At 51.9% G+C, this 21,596-nt stretch carries 17 protein-coding genes; 8 read left to right on the top strand and 9 right to left on the bottom strand.

Annotated features, from left to right (window positions below; all coding sequences use genetic code 11):
- The first annotated feature begins 8 nt into the window (after positions 1-8).
- The 6 genes from ACYZTW_RS19940 to ACYZTW_RS19915 all read left to right on the top strand — a co-directional run bounded on the left by ACYZTW_RS19940 (position 9) and on the right by ACYZTW_RS19915 (position 9,567).
- The gene (locus ACYZTW_RS19940; protein ID WP_462001445.1) at positions 9-1,133 is read left to right on the top strand and encodes a hypothetical protein; all 1,125 of its coding nucleotides are present in this window, start codon (positions 9-11) and stop codon (positions 1,131-1,133) included.
- 5 nt (positions 1,134-1,138) lie between these two features.
- Positions 1,139-2,908 (top strand): alkaline phosphatase D family protein, encoded by a 1,770-nt coding sequence (locus ACYZTW_RS19935; protein WP_462001444.1) that lies wholly within the window; start codon positions 1,139-1,141, stop codon positions 2,906-2,908.
- Positions 2,909-3,489: 581 nt separating this feature from the next.
- Entirely contained in the window at positions 3,490-4,263 is a 774-nt protein-coding gene (locus ACYZTW_RS19930) for a hypothetical protein (protein WP_462001443.1), read from the top strand.
- A 320-nt stretch (positions 4,264-4,583) separates the two neighbouring features.
- Entirely contained in the window at positions 4,584-6,245 is a 1,662-nt protein-coding gene (locus tag ACYZTW_RS19925) for a PDDEXK family nuclease (RefSeq protein ID WP_462001442.1), read from the top strand.
- A 195-nt stretch (positions 6,246-6,440) separates the two neighbouring features.
- Complete coding sequence (locus ACYZTW_RS19920) at positions 6,441-8,144, top strand: ATP-dependent nuclease (RefSeq protein WP_462001441.1); 1,704 nt, start codon at positions 6,441-6,443, stop codon at positions 8,142-8,144.
- Positions 8,137-9,567, top strand: a complete 1,431-nt coding sequence (locus tag ACYZTW_RS19915) for a UvrD-helicase domain-containing protein (protein ID WP_462001440.1) — start codon at positions 8,137-8,139, stop codon at positions 9,565-9,567. The genes ACYZTW_RS19920 and ACYZTW_RS19915 overlap by 8 nt, the downstream gene beginning before the upstream one ends.
- A gap of 127 nt (positions 9,568-9,694) precedes the next feature.
- Here ACYZTW_RS19915 and ACYZTW_RS19910 read toward each other — a convergent pair whose 3' ends face one another.
- Together ACYZTW_RS19910 and ACYZTW_RS19905 are read right to left on the bottom strand one after the other, a co-directional pair.
- The gene (locus ACYZTW_RS19910; protein WP_462001439.1) at positions 9,695-10,264 is read right to left on the bottom strand and encodes a hypothetical protein; all 570 of its coding nucleotides are present in this window, start codon (positions 10,262-10,264) and stop codon (positions 9,695-9,697) included.
- A 639-nt stretch (positions 10,265-10,903) separates the two neighbouring features.
- Positions 10,904-12,367, bottom strand: coding sequence for a trypsin-like serine peptidase (locus ACYZTW_RS19905; RefSeq protein ID WP_462001438.1), 1,464 nt, complete (start codon positions 12,365-12,367; stop codon positions 10,904-10,906).
- 372 nt (positions 12,368-12,739) lie between these two features.
- Here ACYZTW_RS19905 and ACYZTW_RS19900 point away from each other — a divergent pair, with 372 nt between their 5' ends.
- Positions 12,740-13,606, top strand: coding sequence for a DNA/RNA non-specific endonuclease (locus tag ACYZTW_RS19900; protein ID WP_462001437.1), 867 nt, complete (start codon positions 12,740-12,742; stop codon positions 13,604-13,606).
- Between the two features lie 72 nt (positions 13,607-13,678).
- On the opposite strand, the gene ACYZTW_RS19895 is transcribed toward ACYZTW_RS19900, so the two are convergent.
- Together ACYZTW_RS19895 and mobH are read right to left on the bottom strand one after the other, a co-directional pair.
- Positions 13,679-13,930 carry a hypothetical protein gene (locus ACYZTW_RS19895; RefSeq protein WP_462001436.1) on the bottom strand — a complete coding sequence of 84 codons (252 nt, stop codon included), beginning with the start codon at positions 13,928-13,930 and terminating at the stop codon, positions 13,679-13,681.
- A 247-nt stretch (positions 13,931-14,177) separates the two neighbouring features.
- Positions 14,178-15,989: a MobH family relaxase gene (gene mobH / locus ACYZTW_RS19890; RefSeq protein ID WP_462005806.1), complete on the bottom strand. Its 1,812-nt coding sequence runs from the start codon at positions 15,987-15,989 to the stop codon at positions 14,178-14,180.
- A gap of 179 nt (positions 15,990-16,168) precedes the next feature.
- Between mobH and ACYZTW_RS19885 the strand changes: the two genes are divergently transcribed.
- Positions 16,169-16,543, top strand: coding sequence for a DUF3742 family protein (locus ACYZTW_RS19885; RefSeq protein WP_462001435.1), 375 nt, complete (start codon positions 16,169-16,171; stop codon positions 16,541-16,543).
- 20 nt (positions 16,544-16,563) lie between these two features.
- On the opposite strand, the gene ACYZTW_RS19880 is transcribed toward ACYZTW_RS19885, so the two are convergent.
- From ACYZTW_RS19880 to radC, 5 genes are all read right to left on the bottom strand, one after another.
- Complete coding sequence (locus ACYZTW_RS19880) at positions 16,564-18,069, bottom strand: conjugal transfer protein TraG N-terminal domain-containing protein (protein ID WP_462001434.1); 1,506 nt, start codon at positions 18,067-18,069, stop codon at positions 16,564-16,566.
- A gap of 14 nt (positions 18,070-18,083) precedes the next feature.
- On the bottom strand, positions 18,084-18,416 hold the full coding sequence (locus ACYZTW_RS19875; RefSeq protein WP_462001433.1) for a hypothetical protein: 333 nt from the start codon (positions 18,414-18,416) through the stop codon (positions 18,084-18,086).
- Between the two features lie 5 nt (positions 18,417-18,421).
- Entirely contained in the window at positions 18,422-19,810 is a 1,389-nt protein-coding gene (locus tag ACYZTW_RS19870; RefSeq protein WP_462005805.1) for an integrating conjugative element protein, read from the bottom strand.
- On the bottom strand, positions 19,810-20,709 hold the full coding sequence (locus ACYZTW_RS19865; RefSeq protein ID WP_462005804.1) for a TIGR03756 family integrating conjugative element protein: 900 nt from the start codon (positions 20,707-20,709) through the stop codon (positions 19,810-19,812). The genes ACYZTW_RS19870 and ACYZTW_RS19865 overlap by 1 nt, the downstream gene beginning before the upstream one ends.
- 205 nt (positions 20,710-20,914) lie before the next feature.
- Positions 20,915-21,409, bottom strand: coding sequence for a RadC family protein (gene radC / locus ACYZTW_RS19860; RefSeq protein WP_462001432.1), 495 nt, complete (start codon positions 21,407-21,409; stop codon positions 20,915-20,917).
- Positions 21,410-21,596: the final 187 nt, after the last annotated feature.

The following is a 21,596-nucleotide window of genomic DNA, read 5'->3' as shown; positions in this document are numbered from 1 at the left end:
GAGCAAGGATGGCCCAGTCCAAAAAAATCAAGGTCATGCTTTCGAGTCGTTGCAACGACCGTTTCCCCATTGGCAGCGAACACACCCTTAGCTCAATCCGCGAGCAACTCAAGCGCGAGATTGAAGGCACAAAGCTGTTCGGCAAGCAGGTGTTTGAAGTCTGGATCAATGAAGACGCTCCACCCGCCGATGCCATGGATGACAGCTGGGATACCTGCCTGCAGGCGGTTTGTGATTGCGATGTGATGCTTGTGTTGTCCAATGGGAATGCAGGTTGGGCCAAGCGTGCTGGCGACATTGGCATTTGTCATGCTGAATACATGGAAGGCTTGGCCACTACCCGCGGCAAGGTGCGCCTGATTGCTATGCCGAATATCCCGGTGGGTGAAGGGCAGGATGCAGAGACGGCTCGCAATAAACTGTTCCAGGATTTTGTCTCGCTGCAGACACCTTTTCGAGGCGGGACTGTTTCCACTGTCGAGCAATTGCGCACCCGGGTGCATGAAGCGCTTCTTGACGCTCTGGTTGTGCTAACCCAGCGGGGTGTTACGGCAGCGGCCTCTACGCGTTTTGACATGGGGCAGGCGCTCGACTGGACCCGTCTCGATTTCCGTCAGCGCAAACGAGCAATGGAAGCAGTTCTGTTGAGAGCGCTTACCGGGACAGATGCACCCTCCAGTGAGACTGCCGTCGTTGTTCCCATTGCCGGTGCGAAAGTAGCAGTTTTGGTCCACGCCATCCCGGCCGCATTCACTGTCGCTGCAGCGCGCGAGCTTGTCGGTAAACCCTTTCTACGAGATCACCTTCATGCGGATGCTTTGAAAGCCGCGGTTGGACCATTGCATCTGATTGCCTGTCATCGAGGTGCAACAGAGACACAGGCGACCGCGTTGCTGGGCTTCGCCGATGCCACGGTGGTCAGTGGTTCCTTCGGCATCTTCGTCGCGGACGATGTACAGAAAGTGCAGTTTGCATTCCTGGCGAATTGCCGTGATGAATCACAAACCCGACATGCCCTACAACGATTCATGGAGTGGCTGGATCAAACCGGCGAAGCCGACATCTTGGCCAAGAGAGCTGCTTCGCGCGCCAAGATCGTCAGGGTGATCGCTGCTGAATATCAAGGGAGATAACAAGGATGGCCAAGCCGCTTTTCACCGTGGGGCCCGTGCTTTCGTTTCGAGGAACCAGTGCAGGGAAGTGGAGGGTCACTGCGTTGATTGGTATCACCACCGGTTCGCCTGTACCGAAGTTCTCTATTGAAGGAAAAGCGTGCCCAGTCCCTGTGGTTCTGTTGGCGGGACTTAAGGAAACCATCCTTCGTTATGACCTGAGCTGTGCCCTCCAGAAGGAGGAGCGGGTCGTAGAGTTTGGTTTGGTGGGGGAAAATTTCAGATGGAAGTTCTCTGTGCCCGGGAAAGACTACGCGCCCAGGATGGCATATGTCTCCTGCAATGGCTTTTCGGATCCCGCTGCCATGCGCAAGTTAGCCAAACCCGAAAATGCTGTTTGGGCAGATCTAATCGAAAACCATGATAGTGAACTGCGTCCCAACAGTTTCGAGCTGGACAAGGAACAGCTTTGGCACGAGAGCCGAATTCATGACAAACACTTGAAGCGCTTCCACCTGCTGCTGACGGGTGGGGATCAGATTTACTTCGACTCGATTTGGGAGGATGTCAAACCTCTCAAGCAATGGGTCGGGTTGTCGCGTAAGGACCAGCTGAAATTCAAGGTGAATGCTGCGCTTGAGCAGGAGATCGAGTCGTATTATTTCGAGCTCTATGCCAAGCGCTGGTTACCGGACGCGCGTCGCGATTGGGGCAAGGGTTTGCCGAACCTGGATGCGGCCGATGCCATGTCGCGTATACCAACGGTGATGATGTGGGATGACCACGACATCTTCGATGGCTGGGGCTCTTACAGTCCAGAGATGCAACACTGCTCTGTGTTCCAAGTGTTGATGCGTTGTGCTCGCCAGGCGTTTTGGGTCTTTCAGCTTCAGCACGCGCTCGAGGATTTGCCACCCTTGCTGGCGCAGCAACAGCGGGTGAATATTTCAAAACAGGATCCGCAGTTTGAGCCGATCGAATGGAGTGTGAAGCTCGCGGGCGATCCATTGGCGCTGCCATTTCTCGATCAGCAGCCGGGGTTCAGTTTTGCTCATCACATAGGACCTGTGTCCTTGTATGTGGGGGATTTACGCACGGAACGTTCTCGCACTCAGGTGCTTGGTGAGAGAAGCTGGAAGGCTATGCAGGACTGGCTCGACACGCTTCGCGATGGTAAACCGGCTCACCCAGGTAGCAAGTGTCAGCACCTGATTTTCATGTCGTCTGTGCCTGTGGCACATCCTAAGTTGTCGCTGGCTGAAGGGCTGCTCGATACGTTTGGTCAGGATGATGTGCTCGACAGCAACGCCGATGATTTGAAGGATCATTGGTCGCACGGTGATCACGAAGGTGAGCGTAAGCGGCTGCTGGAGACGTTGACGCGTGTTGCGGAGAAAAAGCTGCTACGTGTATCGATTGCCTCGGGGGATGTGCATGTGGCGGCTTGGGGGAGTTGCTATCGGAGGGACATTCCTCCGACCTCCAACTGGGCGCAGGTTCAACAGTTCACCTCTTCCGGTGTGGTTCACCCCTCGTTAATAGGGGTTTCAGAGTGGCTTTTCCTTCAGCTATTGAACCAGACCGCCAGTAAGGTTCAGTCGATTGACGTGCAGCATTGCGTTGAGATGATGCTTTTTCCGGGATCTAACCGTTACATGATGCCCGCCAGGAACTGGCTGGCATTCGAGTTGGATGTGGGGGAAGGGAAGGGCTGTAAGTTGTGGGCGACCTGGCGGTGTGAGACAGACTCGGGGTTCTCGAACCATTTGCAGGCGGTGCAGCCGTTTCAAGAGTGAAGGGAGCAATGGTGATGGTGTGACGTGGTCGGGGAATTTTGCTTGTTTATCACACTTTCTGGACTGGTCGTTTCAGTTGTAGCTCAATGCATGTCGCGTAAAAATCAGTTCGTTCATTTGACTTCCTGTACCGCTCACTCCGGGTTCGAGTCGCCGAAGACTCACCATCGACAGGATGATCCAGCGCTCGCCTGACTAATTCTGCGATTTGTGTTCCTAGCTGGGAGGGAGCTTTCGTTGCGTGCGGATAACGGTAGGAATCAGTCGATAACAGCCCTACACGACTGGCAGAAATCGGCTAGAAACGGTCACTCGCTTCTCAAAGGTGTTGCCTTTGGACTCAGAATATATTCAGCTGTATAGATCAACTTCACCATCGTAAACCTGATGGAAAAGTCACACGGGCGCATACGGCCAGATGTGGATCTCAAAAAACCTACGATCGTAAGAATGTAAGGGTACGACGCCGCAATTCTACGGTCGAATCCGCCTAAGTAGGCAAGACGGAACAACCCGCGGCAGCCAGAAGACCACCGCGCGAGGTGTCAACAAACATTTGTCATTTGAGCGGGATTCGAATCATGCCTAAGGCTGAGCTTTTGTTTCAAATGTGGGAACCGTACCGGCAATCGCTAATTGGCCAGCACCATTTCTACATCGAGCAGGCACGCAGCCGACTCTTAAGCCAATTCGCAAATATGGAGCAGGACGCCGACAACGCAGCGGAAGCTTGGCTAAATGAGCGTTCAGCGAATTTTGATCCTGATATAGATGATGTTGGTTCCATCTACGAAGCCTCTGGGGACGCAGGCATCGAGTTTTATCTTCTCCTGGATGAGATGCGTATGCAGACGCGACTGAGTGTCGTCGCCGGGATGTTCCACAACTGGGAAAAAAAACTCAGGGGTTGGATTACTGATGAAATGCGTCACTGGCATCGCGGCCCAGCCGCACCAGCCAAGGTGTGGTCTGCTGACTTCCCTTCAATTATGTCTCTCCTTGTAAGTTTAGGATGGCCAGTTACCAGCCAAAAATACTTGCAAATCTTAAATGGTTGCCGGTGCCTCGTGAACGTATACAAACACGGAGACGGAAAAGCTCTAGCGGACCTGAAGCAGCAATGCCCAGAGTATTTAACTGATCCTATACGGTCAGAGTACGGCTTACCCGCTACCGGTCTTGAGTGGCTAGATCACACGCATTTGAGTGTGAACGACGATCAGATAGAAGGCATCTCAAACGCCATCCTGGAGTTCTGGAAGGACGTTCCCGCGAACATGTTTGATCGTGATGACCTGAAGCCTCCGACCTGGTTCCTTAAGGCCTTGAAGCAGGACAATGACATCGATACCTGACGAGAAGCTCGGCTTGAGGAGAAGTACTCCACTTCAGCAAAGCCCACTCCTCATGTCACGGCCCATTTGCGAGCAAACTCGAGGAAAGCTCTCTGTCAAATCGGCACATCAGGAATCTAGAGGGCAACATGCGGTGTCAACACACATAGGATCACTTGAGTTATCAGGGAATGACCTATTGTGACATTTTCGAGAATAAATGCATTTTTAGTCGCTGCACCCCTTATTTTCCGGGGCTCTCGCGCAGGATCGTGAAATATCGACCCACACTTGTTTACAATTAGTATAAATAGCGCTGTGTGACATTTCAGGTATCGACCATGAATGACAGCCCTATCGCGGACATCCTCAAGCGTGAAGGACCAATGCTGAGCAGTGATTTATCGAAACTGCTTGAGCAGAGGTATGGCTTGAATCCAACAGCTGCCAGAAAACGCGTTGAACGTGGCTGTGATGGGGTGAATAAGCTGAGCCAAATCGTCTTCCCTCATCGCGCTCGCTTCGTTTACTTAGAACAAAGCTACGGCTCTCAGTATTTTTTCCACAACCTGATGGCAGCTTTGAAAAAAACGCGGAGCGCTTATTATCTGGCTTTGAGAGCACTTGAGCTGCGGGACAATGTGATGCCTCGGACACATTTCCTCATCGCATGCGGCGCCCCCATAGCGCAGAAAAAGCACATTTCAGCGCAAAGCCTGCTTGAACGACTGATCAAAGCTGCCCTGGTGAAAGAAATTGATCTTCCAGGTGGACAGATTTCGGTCATGCGATGCGATAGAGAGCAAGTGTCAGATCTTCCATCAATGTGGGGGAAAATGAAAAGCCGCTTGATTGCCGAGAAGGTCACGCTCCTGGCGGTCAAAGATTGGGCAAGGAACCTTGGAATGGTGAGCTATGAGTCAGTTGAGACCAGGGAGGATGAAGGGCGCGACACGTTGCCGAAAGTCGGCACCTTCAACTGGGACCTAGCTGGGCCCTCCTACCTGCATCCAATGCGGACCTATTCCACCACAATCCTGAAGCCAGGCTTCTTCGTTTGCGATATAGCCCTGAATGGCTGGATCTCTCCGGACGATATAGGCGCTTTCCTACACAAATGCACCACGCTTCGGAGCTTACCGAAAGTTGGCAAATGCCTTCAGGTATTTGTGGCTGAGGCTTACCAAACCGAGGCTTTTGCCTTGCTGAAACGGGAAGGAGTTATCCCGGCCACGACTGAAAGCCTCTTTGGCCATGACGTAGCCGTTGCGTTGAAAAACCTGTGCAATGTTTTGAACGACACCGCCAAGCTAACGGACAGCCCCGCAGCGCTGGATAAAATCTTCAACGATCTGTCACGAATAGAGGGCGCGTCCTATTCGTTACGTGGAAGCCTTTTTGAATTCGCTGTAGCTCAAATTTCTAGATCGACGTTCGCAGGATACGATCAAGAGATGAATCGGATCGTGAAAGACCCAATTGGAAAACAGGCCGAAATTGACGTGCTTGCGGTACGCAAAAATCATGAGGTTATCTTCATCGAGTGCAAAGGTATCCATCCGGCCAGCACCCTTGATGATGACGAGGTTATCAAATGGCTGGATAAGCGAATTCCTGTACTAAGAAGCGCCGCAAAAAACCATCCGGATTGGGCAGCACTGACCCAGCGCTATGAGCTGTGGACGAGTGGCAGATTTTCTGAGAACGCACTAGCCCTTGTGGGCGCTAGACAGGAAGAAAGCAGCAAGCTGGTAATTCAGCTCCGTGACGCTGAATACGTGCTGGCCGAAGCAAAAGCGAGTAAGGAGGCCGGTCTGCTGAAAACCTATGAACAGCATTTCGTTAAGCACCCTATGCAAGAGTTTGAAGCCGAGAAAAGGCGACAAAAGCGCAGGGAAGAACGAGCTTTAAGTCACCGCACAGCAGCTCCGATCACATCCCCACCACTTACGCCGCAATCAACTGATCTTGCAACCCAAGCCTCTGTGAATCTCGAGCCGTAGGCAGAGTTGCGCAGTTGGCCGGAGCAGTCCAGGCCACCGCAGTTCCAAATGCAATGTTCTGAAGCGTTCGTGAGGCTTGCTAGGCCGCACAGCGCTAACTCGCCCATTCCTTGGCCGAAGCATCACTTTGAAATTACAACGACCTATACCTCAGCTAAGCTGCCCTACGCAGATACAAAACGCAGCGGAGGCGAAGTGAAGATTAAGAAAATTGGCATTCGAAATTTCAGAGGGATTAAGCATCTCGATTGGAATTTACCCGATGAGCGAATAGTGTGTTTGATCGGAAAGGGCGACTCAGCAAAAACAACAATTCTTGAAGCTATTCGCTGCGCTTTCCACCCCCAATGGAACCTTTCGTTTAACGACTCAGACTTTCATCTCTGTGACGTTAACGAACCGATCGAAATTAACGTGGTATTTGGTGAGATACCCAATGAATTCTATTCCATTCAAAAATACGGAAGTCTTCTGCAAGGCTGGGATAAAGCCACGTCAAAGCTGAATGATGAGCCTGACGATCACGATGAGATTGTACTTAGCGCCAATCTAACTGTTGAGCGAGACCTAGAACCAAAGTGGAGAATTACGACTGCTCGCAACATTGATGGCGTAGATTTTAGGGCCTCTGATCGAGCAAAGCTGAATGTGGGCATAATAGGATCATATAGTGAGAAACAGCTGACCTGGGCGGCTGGAAGCGCACTAGCAAGGATCACTGAATCAGAGAACCTTACTGAGGCACTGGTGGACGCTAGCCGCGCCGCGCGGAGATCACTTGATGATGAACGGGAAAATGCACTAGCTAGTTTCGATGCTGCAGCAACCAAATCTGAGACCGTAGCTAGAGACTTGGGCGTACCTGTCGATCAGAACTATAAAGCGCATTTAGACACGGCATCTATCAATATTCGAGTAGGCGGCCTTAGTTTACATGATGGTGAAATACCACTAAGACAGCTGGGGCTAGGATCCAGACGGATGCTGATGTGTGGCATACAGAAGGAAACCCTTCAGAAAAACCACGTAACACTTTTTGACGAGCTTGAGATAGGGCTTGAGCCACACCGTATTGCTCGGCTGGTTAAATACATCAAAGATGATAAAACCGGACAATATTTTATAACCACGCACTCACCATCGGTATTGCGAGAACTTAGTACCTGCAATCTTCACATAGTTCACCGACTAGTAAGCAATGTAAGCGTAGTTCACACAGACTCGCCGGTTTTATCTGAGTTGAATGTGCAAGGACATATCAGATCCAGCGCTGAAGCATTTCTATCGAAGAAAATAATAGTTTGCGAAGGGGCTACTGAAGTAGGGTTCTTGAGAGGGCTTGACAACTATTGGCTCCGGCAAAAACTGAACGCGTTCTCATACTTAGGCACAGCGATCCTTGACGCCAAAGGAGCGAGTAAAGTGAAAGGACTAGCCACAGCCTTCAAAACGTTAGGATATCAAGTTTGCGTTGTAGCTGATGGTGATGCACCCAAACAGTTTTCGGAAAAAGATGGTCAGGATCTAGAGATAGATGGCGTTTCTGTTCTGATGTGGGCAGATCACCTATCTCTAGAGCAAAGGGCAATGTTCGACTTGCCATGGCACTGCGTCCAGGCGAGCTTAAAACTTGCTAAAGAATCCGGCTACCCGGTTCATGACAACGTACGTTCAAAACTAGATATTGCCCAACCCCAAGTAATTTCGGAATGGCAAGACTCACTAGATCTACGTCGAGCGATAGGTGACGCTGCGAAAAGCTCTTCTTGGTTCAAGTCCATCACGGGCGGAGAGGATTGGGTTGACGTCGTTGCGGAAGCATTCGTCGACGGTGAATTTCTACTGAGTGACCTAGGCAAGAAACTGCTAAAGGTTCGGGCATGGGCCGATCATGACTGATAATCTTCATACAATACTGGCTGAATTCCAAAAAAAAGGGTACGTCATAGCTCCAGCGGGCTATGGCAAGACACACTTAATAGCTATGGCTGTAAGCGCCGCCACCCAACGACAATTGGTATTAACCCACACTTATGCTGGGGTTAGTTCTATTAAAAAGAAAATGCAGGCATTGGCGGTTCCCTCTTCGCTTTACCAGGTAGAAACTATCGCAAGCTGGGCCCTACGCATGTGCCTTAGCTTCCCTTCCACATCCAAGTGGTCTATTGAGTATCCTGACGGCAAAGAATGGGATGAACTTTACTTAGCTTGCACAGCATTACTCGAAAGGCCATTCAGCAAGAAATTACTGGAAAATTCGTACTCAGGTTTTTATGTCGATGAGTATCAGGATTGCTCGATACAACAACACATGCTGGTCGAAGGGATTGCCGAATTTTTACCTTGCAGGCTATTAGGTGACCCACTTCAGGCTATTTTTGATTTTGCCAACGCGCCGGTTGAGTGGGAAAAACATATATATCCGTATTATCAAAGGCTCGGGGAGTTAACAAAACCTTGGCGATGGCACTTGGCCGACGCACCTGAGCTAGGTGAATGGTTAGACCGCATCGGCGCCAGGCTCCGTGCTAACGAGCAGTTTACAATTCAGGCACCACTGCCAAAAGGCCTAACTCGCGTCTCGGTCGATCTAAATGACTTCACTAACCGGAAGAGGCTGAATTTTTTATATAAATTTTTGGACGATAACGATCCTGTCATTGCAATATATTCAGGTGACCAAAAATCCAAGAATAAAGCACACAAGCTCGCACAAGCACTAGGTGGAAAGTTTTCTAGCATTGAGGAGGTGGAAGGAAAAGACCTGTTTAGATTTATAAAAAAACTCGAATCCGCAAAATTACCGGGTGCAAAAATAATTCTGACTATCGAATTCGCAAAAAAATGTATGACAGGCGTAGACGGGGTACTGACTACAGGAACCAAGCGGGGTGAGGTTGCAAAGGCAACTCAAGCGACCAAGTATCCAAACATCCTCGGGATCGCTAATAATTATCTATCTTCAGCGACAAGTGCTAATTGCCTGGCCTTCCTTCAAGCTATCCAAGGCGCTATGGAAACTTGCACTTACCGGCGAGACCTCCTTAATAGACTTATTAAGATACTGCAAATCAATATCGAAAGCCCAGAGATGTCGATTATGGATAGCGCCAACATTTTCCAACGTGATTTCCGTCACGCTGGCCGCCCCATCCGACATAACAAGCTTATTGGAACAACGTTGCTCGTGAAAGGTTTGGAGTATCAGCACGCCATTATTCTTGAAGCGGACACGATGTCTCCGAAAGATCTTTATGTTGCACTGACGCGCGGAGCCAAGACCCTCACAATCGTCAGCTTAAGAACGACACTTCCAAGCTAAGTTAGTCCGAACATGCTTTAGGCGATTCAACCGTGCTCCGCAGGAATGACCTCTGTGGGCTAGGCGGCCACCCCCCATTACTGAATAGGCAATACGATTCTAATACCAACCATTGCCTAGCATGGATTTAGTACTCTTGAGGAGCATAATATTCATAAGGATAAGGTAGTCGACCATCTATGAACCTCACAAACTCGAGGAATGTGCCCAGCGCCGAATGTAACTCATCAGTGGTACCGATAGTCTTGGCCTTGAAAGCGTGGATCGCGTTTCTTCGTTGTTGGACCATCCGCACCCACGGCTCCCAATCCTCTTTGGTCGACCAAATTTTTCGCCTGAAAAAGAGAATCAGCGGCTCCAGAGTTATTCCATCAGGATCTTCGGTGTTCCCATTTTTCTTTTTGATGGAATGAGCATCCGCCAGGTATTCCTGGTAATGCACCGACAACAGCAGTTTCATCTGCCCCTCGACTAAGGCACCTAGGTTTGCCCAGGCAAGGATCAGTTGCCCCTTGGTCAACGTACCGCACCATGCTGGCAATTGCTCTGCCAGTGAACTCTGCCATTCGAGCATTGATTTATTCAGCAGTTCTGCAGCCTCGATCGGAGCCCAACCGTGAGCCTCCTTCCAGAATCCCATCTGGCCTTGAATTAAGTTCGTGGTGCGCGTAATTGTTTCGGTAAGGGGCATCGTCATTTGCTTTCCTGTTGTGTCTCAAAAGGCGCGCAGCTTAATGAGCGTAAACCAAAACGATGATCTGTATTTGGCCGACTGCAGGCTACTACTTACCCAATTTCTAAATGCTGCTGTAACACCTATTTGGCGCGTAACACCCAAGACACATAAAAGACTAACAGTGTGTGACACCAATAAAACCTGTAAAATTCAATCACATAATATCCTTCGTAACACCCGCAACACCTGTAACACGTCTTTCGAGCCCCACACCCCATCGGTGAGAGCACCCGCCAGCGAAAGCAATCAGGTTTTGTCTCGAGTGCAGATGTGCCGAAACCCAGCGCGCTTGTAAGGGGCCGTCCGCCAATAAAGAACAAGGTGATGCATCGACTGGGGCACTGACTTTGGCCAAGGACTCTGGGGATCTTAGGTAGGCACGGGGTCGGAAACCCGCGGGACTGTGTTAGCGAAAAGGTACCCATCTTAGTGAACAGGTGAACCGGGTGAACTCACAGTTCACCTGTGCAATTGGGTAATTGCACAGACTTGCCCACCCATTTGCGTTCGACCTGACCAGTCATTTGCATCGGATTTGACCACTACCAGCCGTCGACATGGCCGGCATAGAACGACCCATAGGGCCTTTCAGAGCATCTCTCACGCTATGGGTAAATCCCTTGTTCGGCGCTTGGGCTTCTGAATACCTAGCCATGTAATATTGCTCTGATTGACACCTTCATCGACGAGATCAAAAACAAAATCTCCTCTAAAATGCAACCGCTGCATGATTTCCAATACTATATGATCACTATCATCAGTTTGATTTATGAAGTGGCCGCTGAATAAATGCTCATTGGATTTATAGTTTTCTTTTGTTACTCGAACAACCCAATATACTGACAGTAGATTGAAGTAGAAGTCAACACTCAACTCTGATGGGGTGATTCTTTCTATGGCGTTGACATCTGTATCTTCAATGCCCTCAAAGTCTTCTGCCACAAAATCCTCTATGAGATTTAGGCAGTCCTCGGTAATGCCTGAGATTCCTAATATATCGTGTTTATTTTGCACACTAAGGTTATTAAGATATTCGATGGCCTTCGATGTAGCGTCCTGCTCTAGCTCGTAACCCCAATCATCTATGAACTTCTCGATTTCGTCTTTGGTGAGTCTATCCTTTTTCTGTAATAAGAGCCCAGGGTCGCAAGACCTTTCCATAAAAGCACTTTCGTCAGCAGACATTTCAAATACGATGTCCCCCCAAGGTTTTCGTTCAAAATCCCCTGAGATTTTTACTAGCCCTAAGTGCATAGCTTGTATCAAGTTGGTCTCGTCATGGCGATTTAGTAGAGGGATCGTGCCTTTGATGTCAAAACGAAGCGCGTCCCATATTAGAGTTATGAAAGAAGGCCCACCGTCAAAAGAAGAAGATACAATTCCTACCAACTTTCCGTCTGCATTTACTACCGGCCCACCGCTCATGCCGCCAAGCGTGTCCATCTGAACCTCTAAGCAGGGAGAGGGCATTCGCTCACCTCGGCCATGCGGAAAAGCCTCGGTCACAAGTCCGGACGATACGAACGGTGTGATTGACGCTGCGCCATCAATAATCAGTTGATGTCGATAGCCGAAGGCCCACAGCCGTTCGCCTACTAAGGGCAGCGCCACCTGTAACGGCGTGAGCATCAGGGGTAGTTCCGAATGTGCTCTGGAATTCAGTGTGCAGCTCACCAAAGATAAATCTGATATTTTTTTTCGGTCTTCTCCGAAGTCGCTTGGGCCCGATACAGTAGAAGTATCGAATGGTAGCCATATTCGAGAAGTCTTTGGCAAGAATGTAAAGAAGATAGGAGTTTTTTTATGCTGCGAGATTTCCTCTAATACGTGGGTTGCAGTCAATAAAAGCCCAGGGCCGATCATTACCCCGCTGCCGAGAATCATTAGCCCTTCATCATTCATCATTCCGACTGCAACGATGGAGTCGCCAGCTTCATGCATTGATGTCATGGAAGCTAGTCCATCATCTGCGGTGAACACCGCCGTAGCCCACGATAGCTTTAGATTCTGTAATTCAGGATTGTCGGCTGTTACAAGCTCTGAGTAAGTTGACCCATCGCTCATTTGTATTTTCCTTGGCTTTTCAAGTAGATAGCTCTCCAAATTCACAGAGCGGTGAATGCCACCCTGTGCCATCCATGCCGCGTTCTCATCGATGTCCGTCAACGTAGAAGCAATGCGAACAAATAAACATCAGCATCATACTGAGTCGGCAATGGTTCTGTAGATACCGCGACCGTCTGTTTTTGGTCGATTTCTGCCAGTCGTCACCGGTAGCTATGGGGCGATAGCCGATAGTGTTCATCGCAGGCTAGGGGGGCTTTGCAGTTGCCTACCCAGGCTGTTGGCATTTTTGGCAATGCATTCGTGGAACAGCTGCATGGCCGCGGAGGGGGTTCATCTTTAAGCTAATGAATCATTTTTAGGAGAAACGCTATGCAAGGAATGCTGAAAATCAAATTGGTCTCGTTTCTTATATTTCCTGTGTTAGGTGCCTGTACCACGCCTCAATCTGCGAACGTTTCAGATGGATCGGCGAAACTCCAGCTGGCAGAGCCTTCGGTCGTCGATAACTGTTCCGTAGGCTGCCCATCAGGCGGCAGTGAAGTCACCTTCAACCGTCAGGCCTACACCCTAAACAACAACGGCTCAACCAAATTTGCAAACTGGGTCGCTTACAAAATTACAAAGCAAACGCCAGCCAGCGGGCGCCCCCGAAACTGGAAAACTGACCCTGACGTTCCCGCCGGCGAAACACTAAACCCAGTCGACTACAACGGAGCGAGCGTCGCCCTTAAAATTGACCGTGGCCACCAAGCAAATCTCGCTTCCATGGGCGGTGTATCCGATTGGCAGACCCTGAACTACCTCACCAACATCACGCCGCAAAAAGCCGATTTAAACCAAGGCGCATGGGCTCGCCTAGAGGATCAGGAGCGCAACCTTATCAAGGCGCCCGACGTTGACGCCGTTTATGTGGCCACAGGTCCTCTCTACGAAAAGAACATCGGTTCGCTACCAGGCACAAATAAGATTCATACGATCCCCAGTGGCTACTGGAAGGTGATCTTCACTGGCAACACTCCTGCCAACGGCCTCTATGCCGCTTTCATCATGGAGCAAAGCACCCCACGCTCAGCGAGCTTCTGTGACTTCCAGGTAACGGTAGAAGAGATTGAAGAACGCTCGGGTCTGACTCTATGGAGCAATTTGCCACAGGGCGTTCAAGCAGATCTCAAATCTAAGCGCGGGCAGATGCCCCAGAAAATCGGATGTACTTCAGCCACAGTTACCACTAAATAAACGCGTATAAAAAACCACCTGTCGCGAGACAGGTGGTTCGGATAAAGATCAGAGCTAGCTTTGGTAAGTCGGTTAGTGAATTAATCTCATTGCGCCAATCATGATGCCAACGGCTGCCGACAGCATTAACCCCATACGAACAGTTAGCTTTGCATCAGCTTTCGCAATTTCCGCTGTTATGCGGTGTTCAAGAGTCGTCATGTCACTCTTGGTAGCGAGAAGGGTTTGCATGTCTGACTCCAATGCTTCGATGACTGCGTGGGCTTTCGGCTCGGGGACGTTGATCGCGATCAACGCTTGATACAGAGCCAGTTCCATTTTCATAAGGCCTCCAAAAAATTACAAAGGCCCACCCACAACGGGAAGGCCCGTCGTGGGTTAGAAAAAGTGTGCTTCCATCGACTTAGTCGACTGACCGCGCTACCGGAAGCTATGCGGTCATTGGGTGGATCCTGCGGTGATCCGCAGTGCCGTCTCGAAGATCCTAACGGCTTGGCATGTAGCTGAACATGTCAGCAAAACATGCACCTAAATTGCTTTCTTGCCCACGCCCTGTCAATCCACAAACCGGTTACCGAGTGTTTCCTGAAGTACATTGCGGTGCCTCCGTGCTGCTTGGAGTTACCACCTTTAGGAAGGGATTGTTCAGTGCCAGTTCGTTCATAAGCCCTCCAGCTGATTTAAGCAGGTATCCGTGTAGACGCCGAGTCTTGCGCGGTCCGGTGACTTCGCAGGTCCAAATGTTGAGGCCGTTGGGTTGCTTGCGATGCAGCTTCATTTGTTCGAAGCGTTTCTGTATCCACTGCCAATCGGAAAGACTTTCCTGTTTTGCGATTCGAGCCAAGTGTGGGTGTTCCTGACCGTAGCGCTGAAAGATCCCCGGAGTGACCAGGTAGAGCGTGTCCTCGACGCTGTGAACGAGGGCTTTGGTGTCATTCATGATGATGCGGTGAGTCTGAACACCCTGAGTAAACCACTGCATAAAATGTTCGCCGGTAGGATCAGTTTCTAAGCAGCTCGATGGTGTCTCGGCAGTAGGTATTTCAATGTCATTTGTCTCGTCGGGTTCATTCAGATAGGGCGGAGGGGAGCCGAACAAATCCATCAGCAAATCGACTGAGTCTGGCGGTGATTGTGGCGGTGGTATCGGGCGAGTTGGTACTGCTTTGTTTCGTTTCGCTGAGGACCCGCTTGTGGCTGTGTCAGCCTCTACTGCGGGGATGATTGGCAAGTCGGGATCGTCGACTGTGACGCTGCCGCTATACGCTGCAGGTCGCGCCCCTGCCTCCCAGATCAGGGCGGGAGACAGCTTCAAGAAGGTGAAGCTGTGCGACCAGCCATTCTCGCTAGTGACGGTGGCTTTCCAGATGGCTTTGCCGTCGGCACTTGGTTGAGCGATTCCATGGTCCTGTAGGACGTTGAACACGGCGGTGTTTTTTTCCGGAATGCCATCGATACCCTGGGACAGTAGATGTGCACGCAGCTTATCAGAGACGGTCTTGCTGACGAGCCACAGAGCGTCTTGGGTTAGCCAGCCATCAGAGGCTTGAGGTTGGTTGAGCTTCAGTTCTTCGCTTAGCAGATAACGTAAACCTTCCAGTAGCTTTCTCTGAAGAGCGTGTTTGGGCGCTGTCAGGGCTTTGCCAGGATCGCCACCGAGCGCTTGGGCTACTGATGCCTGATCGGCTTGCATGATGAGTGAGCCTAACTCTCCAGCGTGCTCGTACTGGCCTGCCAGGTTGTAGAGAAGTGATGCCCACAGTTCAGGGAATGTGCAGATCCAATCCAGAATGTCCCGATTCAGGAGCTGACAGATGAACATGCCTGCGGCTGCGCCGTGTAAGCGATATTGTCGATCCTTTCGATAGCGCAGGCGGTAGGGACTGGAGAGTGTTCCATGCCAGGGATGCCATACGGTGCCGTCTGCATATTCAACGTGAAGATCTACACCGATTTTTCCAAGGTCGTGCGCGAGAGCTCCGTAGGCGATACCGGCTGTCCAGGCTTCGGCTTGAGCGATCTGCGTTTCCGGTTGAGCACCGGAGGGGAGCAGGTGGGATTGACGGAGCTTTAGGGCATAGGCGACCACCTCAAGGCCGTGGTCCAGCATTCCTCCCGGGTAGGCGTGGTGGTGGCTCTCTGACGCTGGGAGAAGCTGTACCAGATCGGCATAGCGCTCGATGGGGTCAAGGTACAGTTTGTTGAACTGGGTGCGTGAGAGGGCTGTTCGCTGCCAAATGTGGTCTAGCAGTTTCTGCCGGCGGGGGGCGGCGAGCAATGCTTTGGCTGACTGCGGATCGGTCAATCCTCGTGAAGAAGTTTGCTCCACCGGAGAGGTTTCGATTTGAGCTGATCGTTGCTTGCGATGAAACAGCGAGAACATGATTCGTCCTTTCGGCTTGATCGATTTGAGAGCCTTTTCTTCTTTTTGGGTAGGGCCTTTCCCCTTGTGTGCCATTCCCTTGGCCCATTCCATTTTTCCGTTTACCTTTTTGAGGCTGGGTAAGTTGCTTTATGGCCGCTAGGTAGAATGGGCGAACAAGTCGCCCCCTTTTTATAGACATGGAGGTGTATGAGATGGAGAGGGAACGATCCACGAGGGCAACGCGATTCGGCCAATGGGCTGGAAGGCAATGGTGTAGATATGTCCAGCGAGAAGTTGAGGCGATCCATTGGCTCAGAGGCAAAGGATTACCCGGTTATTTTGCAAGCGCCTTGGCATTGTCGACGCGGCTCATCCTAATCGCACTGGTTTTGATACCTGTTGTTTCGCTCGCTGCGATTATCGCGATAGCGTATGTGCCAGCAAAATGTGTTGGAAATTCAACACAAGAACCAGAGGCGCAGGCCGTCGGTGATTCAGACGATCATAAGAAAAGTGTTTTCTATGATCCTATAAATTTTAACGACCCAGACGACCCCCGATTTGACGACTGAGGGATTGAAATCAACGCGATTTATTTGAGCATTCGATAACCCACGCCAACTCCCTTGGAACCAGCGTCTCCGGCTTGTTTTGTGCTGTCGCTGAGCCCTTGTAGTACGCCTCCAGCACGGACTCCTACCCAAGCCAAACTTGCTACCCAAAAGCCGGGTAGAACGATGAACATGGTCGCCATAACGAAGTTCAGCAGCATGTCGCCGAACGAGTTGTTTATGCCCATGAGCACGTTGAAATTGCTGTGCGGGGAGTTCCAGCCGTAAAGGGCGTCGAGGATGGTGCTGTCGATCCAGCGGGCCAGTTGAAACCAGAAGTCTACGAAGAAGAGCGCGAACTGCACGCAGCTGATGGTCACCAGGGCTTTGAGGTCGTAGGTGCCGATGACCAGGATCAGTGGGATGCAGATGGTCAGTGCCATCTTCAGGAATGACAGGACCATGGGCAGGGCTTGGCGGACGACGTCCATTGCGGGGAAGAAGCCTAACGAACCGGCAGTGAGGCCCAAGTCTGAGGCAGCGCGTGCAGTGATGTTCGAGGCGGACATGTCGATCTGACCGCCGTAGCTAGAGTAGACCTGTCCTTGGTTCAGTGCTTGCTGACGGGGTGACACGATGGAGCGAATGACGGCGTCATCGGCTTCAGTTTTGCTGAGGAAACCGGCCCATTTATTGAGTCGAGTTATCAGGCCGGGCTCGACCTGTTGCAGAAGCCTTGGTCGCAATCCGTGACCTGCATCTGACCACCATTGCCGGCAGGTTGGATAACCACCGCCACCGGGAACCTTAGCCAGTCCTGCATCGCGTGTGGCGTTGAATGGCCAGGAACTGCGGGGTGTCTTGGAATGATACTTATCGTAGTAGCCTGCGGTGTTGAGCAGGTGTTTTGAGCCAATCCAGTTGATGTCGTCCATTTGTTCATCGTCGAGACTGGGACGGTTCATGAACATTTTGGCGCGTGCAGGGCCGTAGCAGTCCTGGCTGAAGTCAGCCACTTCTTGAGCCAGTATCGGGTCGTCGATGCGTGTGGCGTCGATGTCCATGCGCATTTGCCGAAGGTCAGTACCGCACGGAATGGCCGCAATGGATCCTCCGGTAATGGCCTTGGAAAGCGCGTGCATGAAGAACCACCAGATGGGCACTTTAGCGCTCTGGTTGTTGAGGGTTGTGAAGCTGTTGGACCAGCGAGTGTCTTCTGGTTTGGGGACGTTGACTTGGCATTGAGTGGAGCGAGTGGTGTCGAACTCGATGGTGTTCAGGTCGACATCGATGAAGGGGATGCCCGCGAACATGATGACGATGATGGCGACCCACACGCGGTTTTCTATTCGCAAAGAAGACAGCACACCCTTGTTGCCCTCATCTGCACCTTCGGTCCGAGCTCTGAGCCACTCCTGAATAATGATCGCCAGAAAGGGCAGGGCGAATACGCCGCTGGCAACCAGCAGTTCCCAGATGCCGTTATTGACGATCCACCCGACCAGGGTCAGGTAAAATTCCAGATAGTCATTTGTGTAGAGGGTCATGGGATCGTCCGTGGTCAGTTAGAGCTGAATGTCAATAATTCGAGCACTGCAACCGAGGCGACGGCGGCTGCCTCTGCGCACAGCAGACGTTGATGCTGTGACGGCGTAAGGCCCTCGTGAGCGAAGCGCTGTCGCATGCGATACCAGCCGTATGCGGTAGCGCTGTACAGGGCCAGGCGCCAGATCAGCAGTGCGAATGCTTGACCGCGAAGCCACTGGGTCCAGTCGTCGATACCGGCTGCAGCTTCGATGCCCAGCAATCCGATGACGATTGCCGCAAGGGTGAGGAGGAATGCCCAGGTGATGACCAGTGTGCAGAGCGCGCGGCGAGTTTTAGGCTGCGACATGGCGGTTACTCCTTGGGGGCTGCTTGCTGGATCAGGTCCACACGATTGCGCACAGGGTCACCCTGATAAACGCCGCGAGAGCTTGCCGCTCGATTGCTTTGTCGCTGGAGCAGGGCCATGGGCGAATTGCCGGCCAGCGTGCGACGCAGTTCAAGCTCGGTTTTGAGGCTGTTGATTTCCTGTGTCAGCGCGTCGCTTTCCGAGGAGATAGCTTGTTGAGCCAACTGATTTGCAGCGACGTTCGGCTCCTTGCTTCCGGTCATCAGCGTTCGCTGTAGCAGAATGGCTTTTTCCATGACGCTGGAGAGCGCGACCTCTGAGGCCAGTCGTCGCGCGAGTACGTCCTGGTCGGGTTCATCTTGCAAAGCTTCGACGACGCTTCGGGTGACGGGCAGTGATTGGCTGCTGGCTGCGAGCAGGTTCTCTGCAGAAGTTGGCTTACTGCCGTTCATCAAGCCTTCAAGGGCTTGCAACTTGGTGTCGTACTCTTCCTGAATCAGGGGAGTGAGACCCACGCCGGGTTTGCTCTGGGTTTTGGTGCAGGTGTCACAGGTTTGGTGTTCGCGTTCACCCAGCACGCGCGTTGCCCAAGCTTCTGCTTCCTGTGGTGAGGACCAGGTCTGGCAGCTCAGTCGGTTGCCGCAGGCGGATTTTGGGATGGCGGATTGATTGCCGACATCTCGGCCATTGAGCAAGTTGAAACCGGCGCGGGTGACATCAGCCACCACTTTGATGGAGGGTTGGCGTTTGCCGCCTGCGGATTTACCGCCGACCCAGGGCACACCGTTATTGCCCTGCTGGGTTTCAGCTTGTTCTACGGCGGCCACGGCGTCCTGGCTGCCGACGGTTTGAGTAAGATTCACGCCCTCTGCCAGCTGTCCCCAGCCAAAGTGACCCCCTGCGATATCAGCCATGCGTCCCGCGATGGCCCGGCAGGTGGATTTGGATCGATCGTAATCAAGCCTGGCTTGCAGGATTCCGTTGCTGAGCAGGTTGTACAAACCAGGATCTGCCCGTTGGATGATCAGGGCAGGGAGTGAGGCCACGGCGCCGGTGGCGTTTTGTATCACGCTGCTCATGACCGACTTGAAACCGCTGGTGGCGCCATTGAGCTGGTTCTGTAGGGTCGTGCTCAGGTCCATCTTGCCGCACATCAGATTGGTGTCCCATCCGACTCCGACGCTGATGCTGTCCATCTTGGCAGTACTTCCCATGGATACGGCGCTTCCTCCGCCGATGCTGTACAACAAGTCGTCATCAATCGTTCCGCTTTGGTTGATCTCGTACTTGCTTGCAGCGTGAGCATTGGTAGCCGAGAGCAATAGAACAGCGAGCAGGATGCTGGTGGGCTTGAATTGACGGTCTGGCGCAACACGTACGTCGGCGTTTCTCATTAGTTCGCTCCTGCGAAGTCGGTACTTCCTAGAAAGACTTGGCCCTTTCGTTCGCAGCAGCTGTACGGTCGCCAAAGCGCCCAGGCGTAATCGCCGCGGGGGGATTGAACGTGAGGGAGTTTGTTTGGAAACACCGCGCAGGTTTGGGACTGTTTAGGCATCAGGTCCTGCCATTTTCCCGTGGAGGGATCGCTTTCCTTGAGTGGGCCCGCCGGCCAATAACCATCTCGCTTGTTGGCAAGCATCGGCTGATAGACATGGACTTGGCCGCCTCGTGTAACGATGTCGCCAGCCCGTTGAGCTACGACGGCCGCGCTCTTGTAATCGTCGACTCCGTGCAGGAATCCTCCCCTTGGATAGACCGCGCCCCAGAGATTGGATTGGGCGCGGCTGCCAATTTCACGCGCGCCAGGTGTCAGGGCTTCAGGGAAGACCAGCTCAGGGATGTTGTAGCGCCAGGCCACACTGTCCAAGGTGCTCAGGAAATAAGGCATGAGGATCTGGCCGGCGCCTTGGCACCCGTAACCAGATTGGCCAACGAACTGACTGAATATCGCGCCGCCAGGATGACCAATCACGTCGGCGTTTTTGAATTTGGCGAGATCGTTTTCGTGGCTGATACCGTTGCTGCCGTCGCCGCCTCCACGTGCAGTGCTATTGGCGGCACTCATCAGGCGGACTTCCGACCATGGATTGTCTCCGGTGTTGCTGTAACTCGACACCACGGCATCAGGTACGTAGTGACGAATCTTTGGGGAGGTTTTGACTTTGCAACCGAAGTTGTTGCAGAAAAGCCAGTAACAGATGCCGACCACGCGATAGGCGATGCAGTCAGGAGAGAGGCTGGAGGCTGTAATGGTTGCGGTGTTGAGGGCGGATGCGGATAGCGAAAGTCCCATTGCGGTGACAATGGCAATGAAACGAAAAGTCTTCGAGTGGCGGAGGGGCATGATTTGATCCTGCGCATGACGGTGTGCGCAGTGAAGCAGCGGCGGAGGTTGTATTCGCTTCAAAAACGGACAGTACACTGCTCCCTATTGATCGAATTATTCCCGCGCAGAAAAAAGCGCCTTGGAGGGCGCTTTGGTGTTTGGGAGGCCAACTTCAAATAAAACCAGCTTCAGCGAAGGAGTAGGGCTCACCTTCTCCAATGATGAAATGGTCCAAAAGACGCACGTTAATTTTGGGTAGCAAGTCTTTCAGCACCTTCGTGATTTCTTTGTCGCTTTGGCTCGGATTTGTATGTCCTGAGGGATGATTATGGGCAAAGATGATCGCCGCACACTGGTGCTCTAGAGCACGTTGCAGGATTCTTCTCGGATAGACACTTACCGAATCGATTGTGCCGTAGAACAACGGCTCGTAAGCCACTACCCGATGACGAGAGTCCAGAAATAACGCGGAAAATACCTCTTGGGTTTCGCCTGCGAGTTGGAGTCGTAGGTATTGACTTACATCTTGCGGCCTTTCGAGGTAGGGACCGCGTTTGAACATGCGCTGCTCCAATACCGAGATGGCTTGCATGATCAGCAGGTCATCTTGTTGTTTGGGGCTGTTCTCTTGTGTTGCAGACGTGGACGGCTGTACGACGAATGTCATGGGAATCTCCGTTGACGAAAAGAGGCTCCCATCCCGAAGGGAAGGAAACCCCAAGGGAGTGGTGATGTGATTTGGCCCGAGAGGAGCCGGAAAAAGTTGCACCCGTCATCGTGTGTGCGATGGCTGTTCGCGAAGCAGGATGCGAGGCGAACCACTGATCAACGGAGCTGAGCTGTGTCGTAGTCTT

Source organism: Pseudomonas sp. LB3P25 (genome assembly GCF_054897985.1).
The sequence above is the reverse complement of the archived record's forward strand: the minus strand, read 5'-3'. Positions and strand labels throughout refer to the sequence as shown.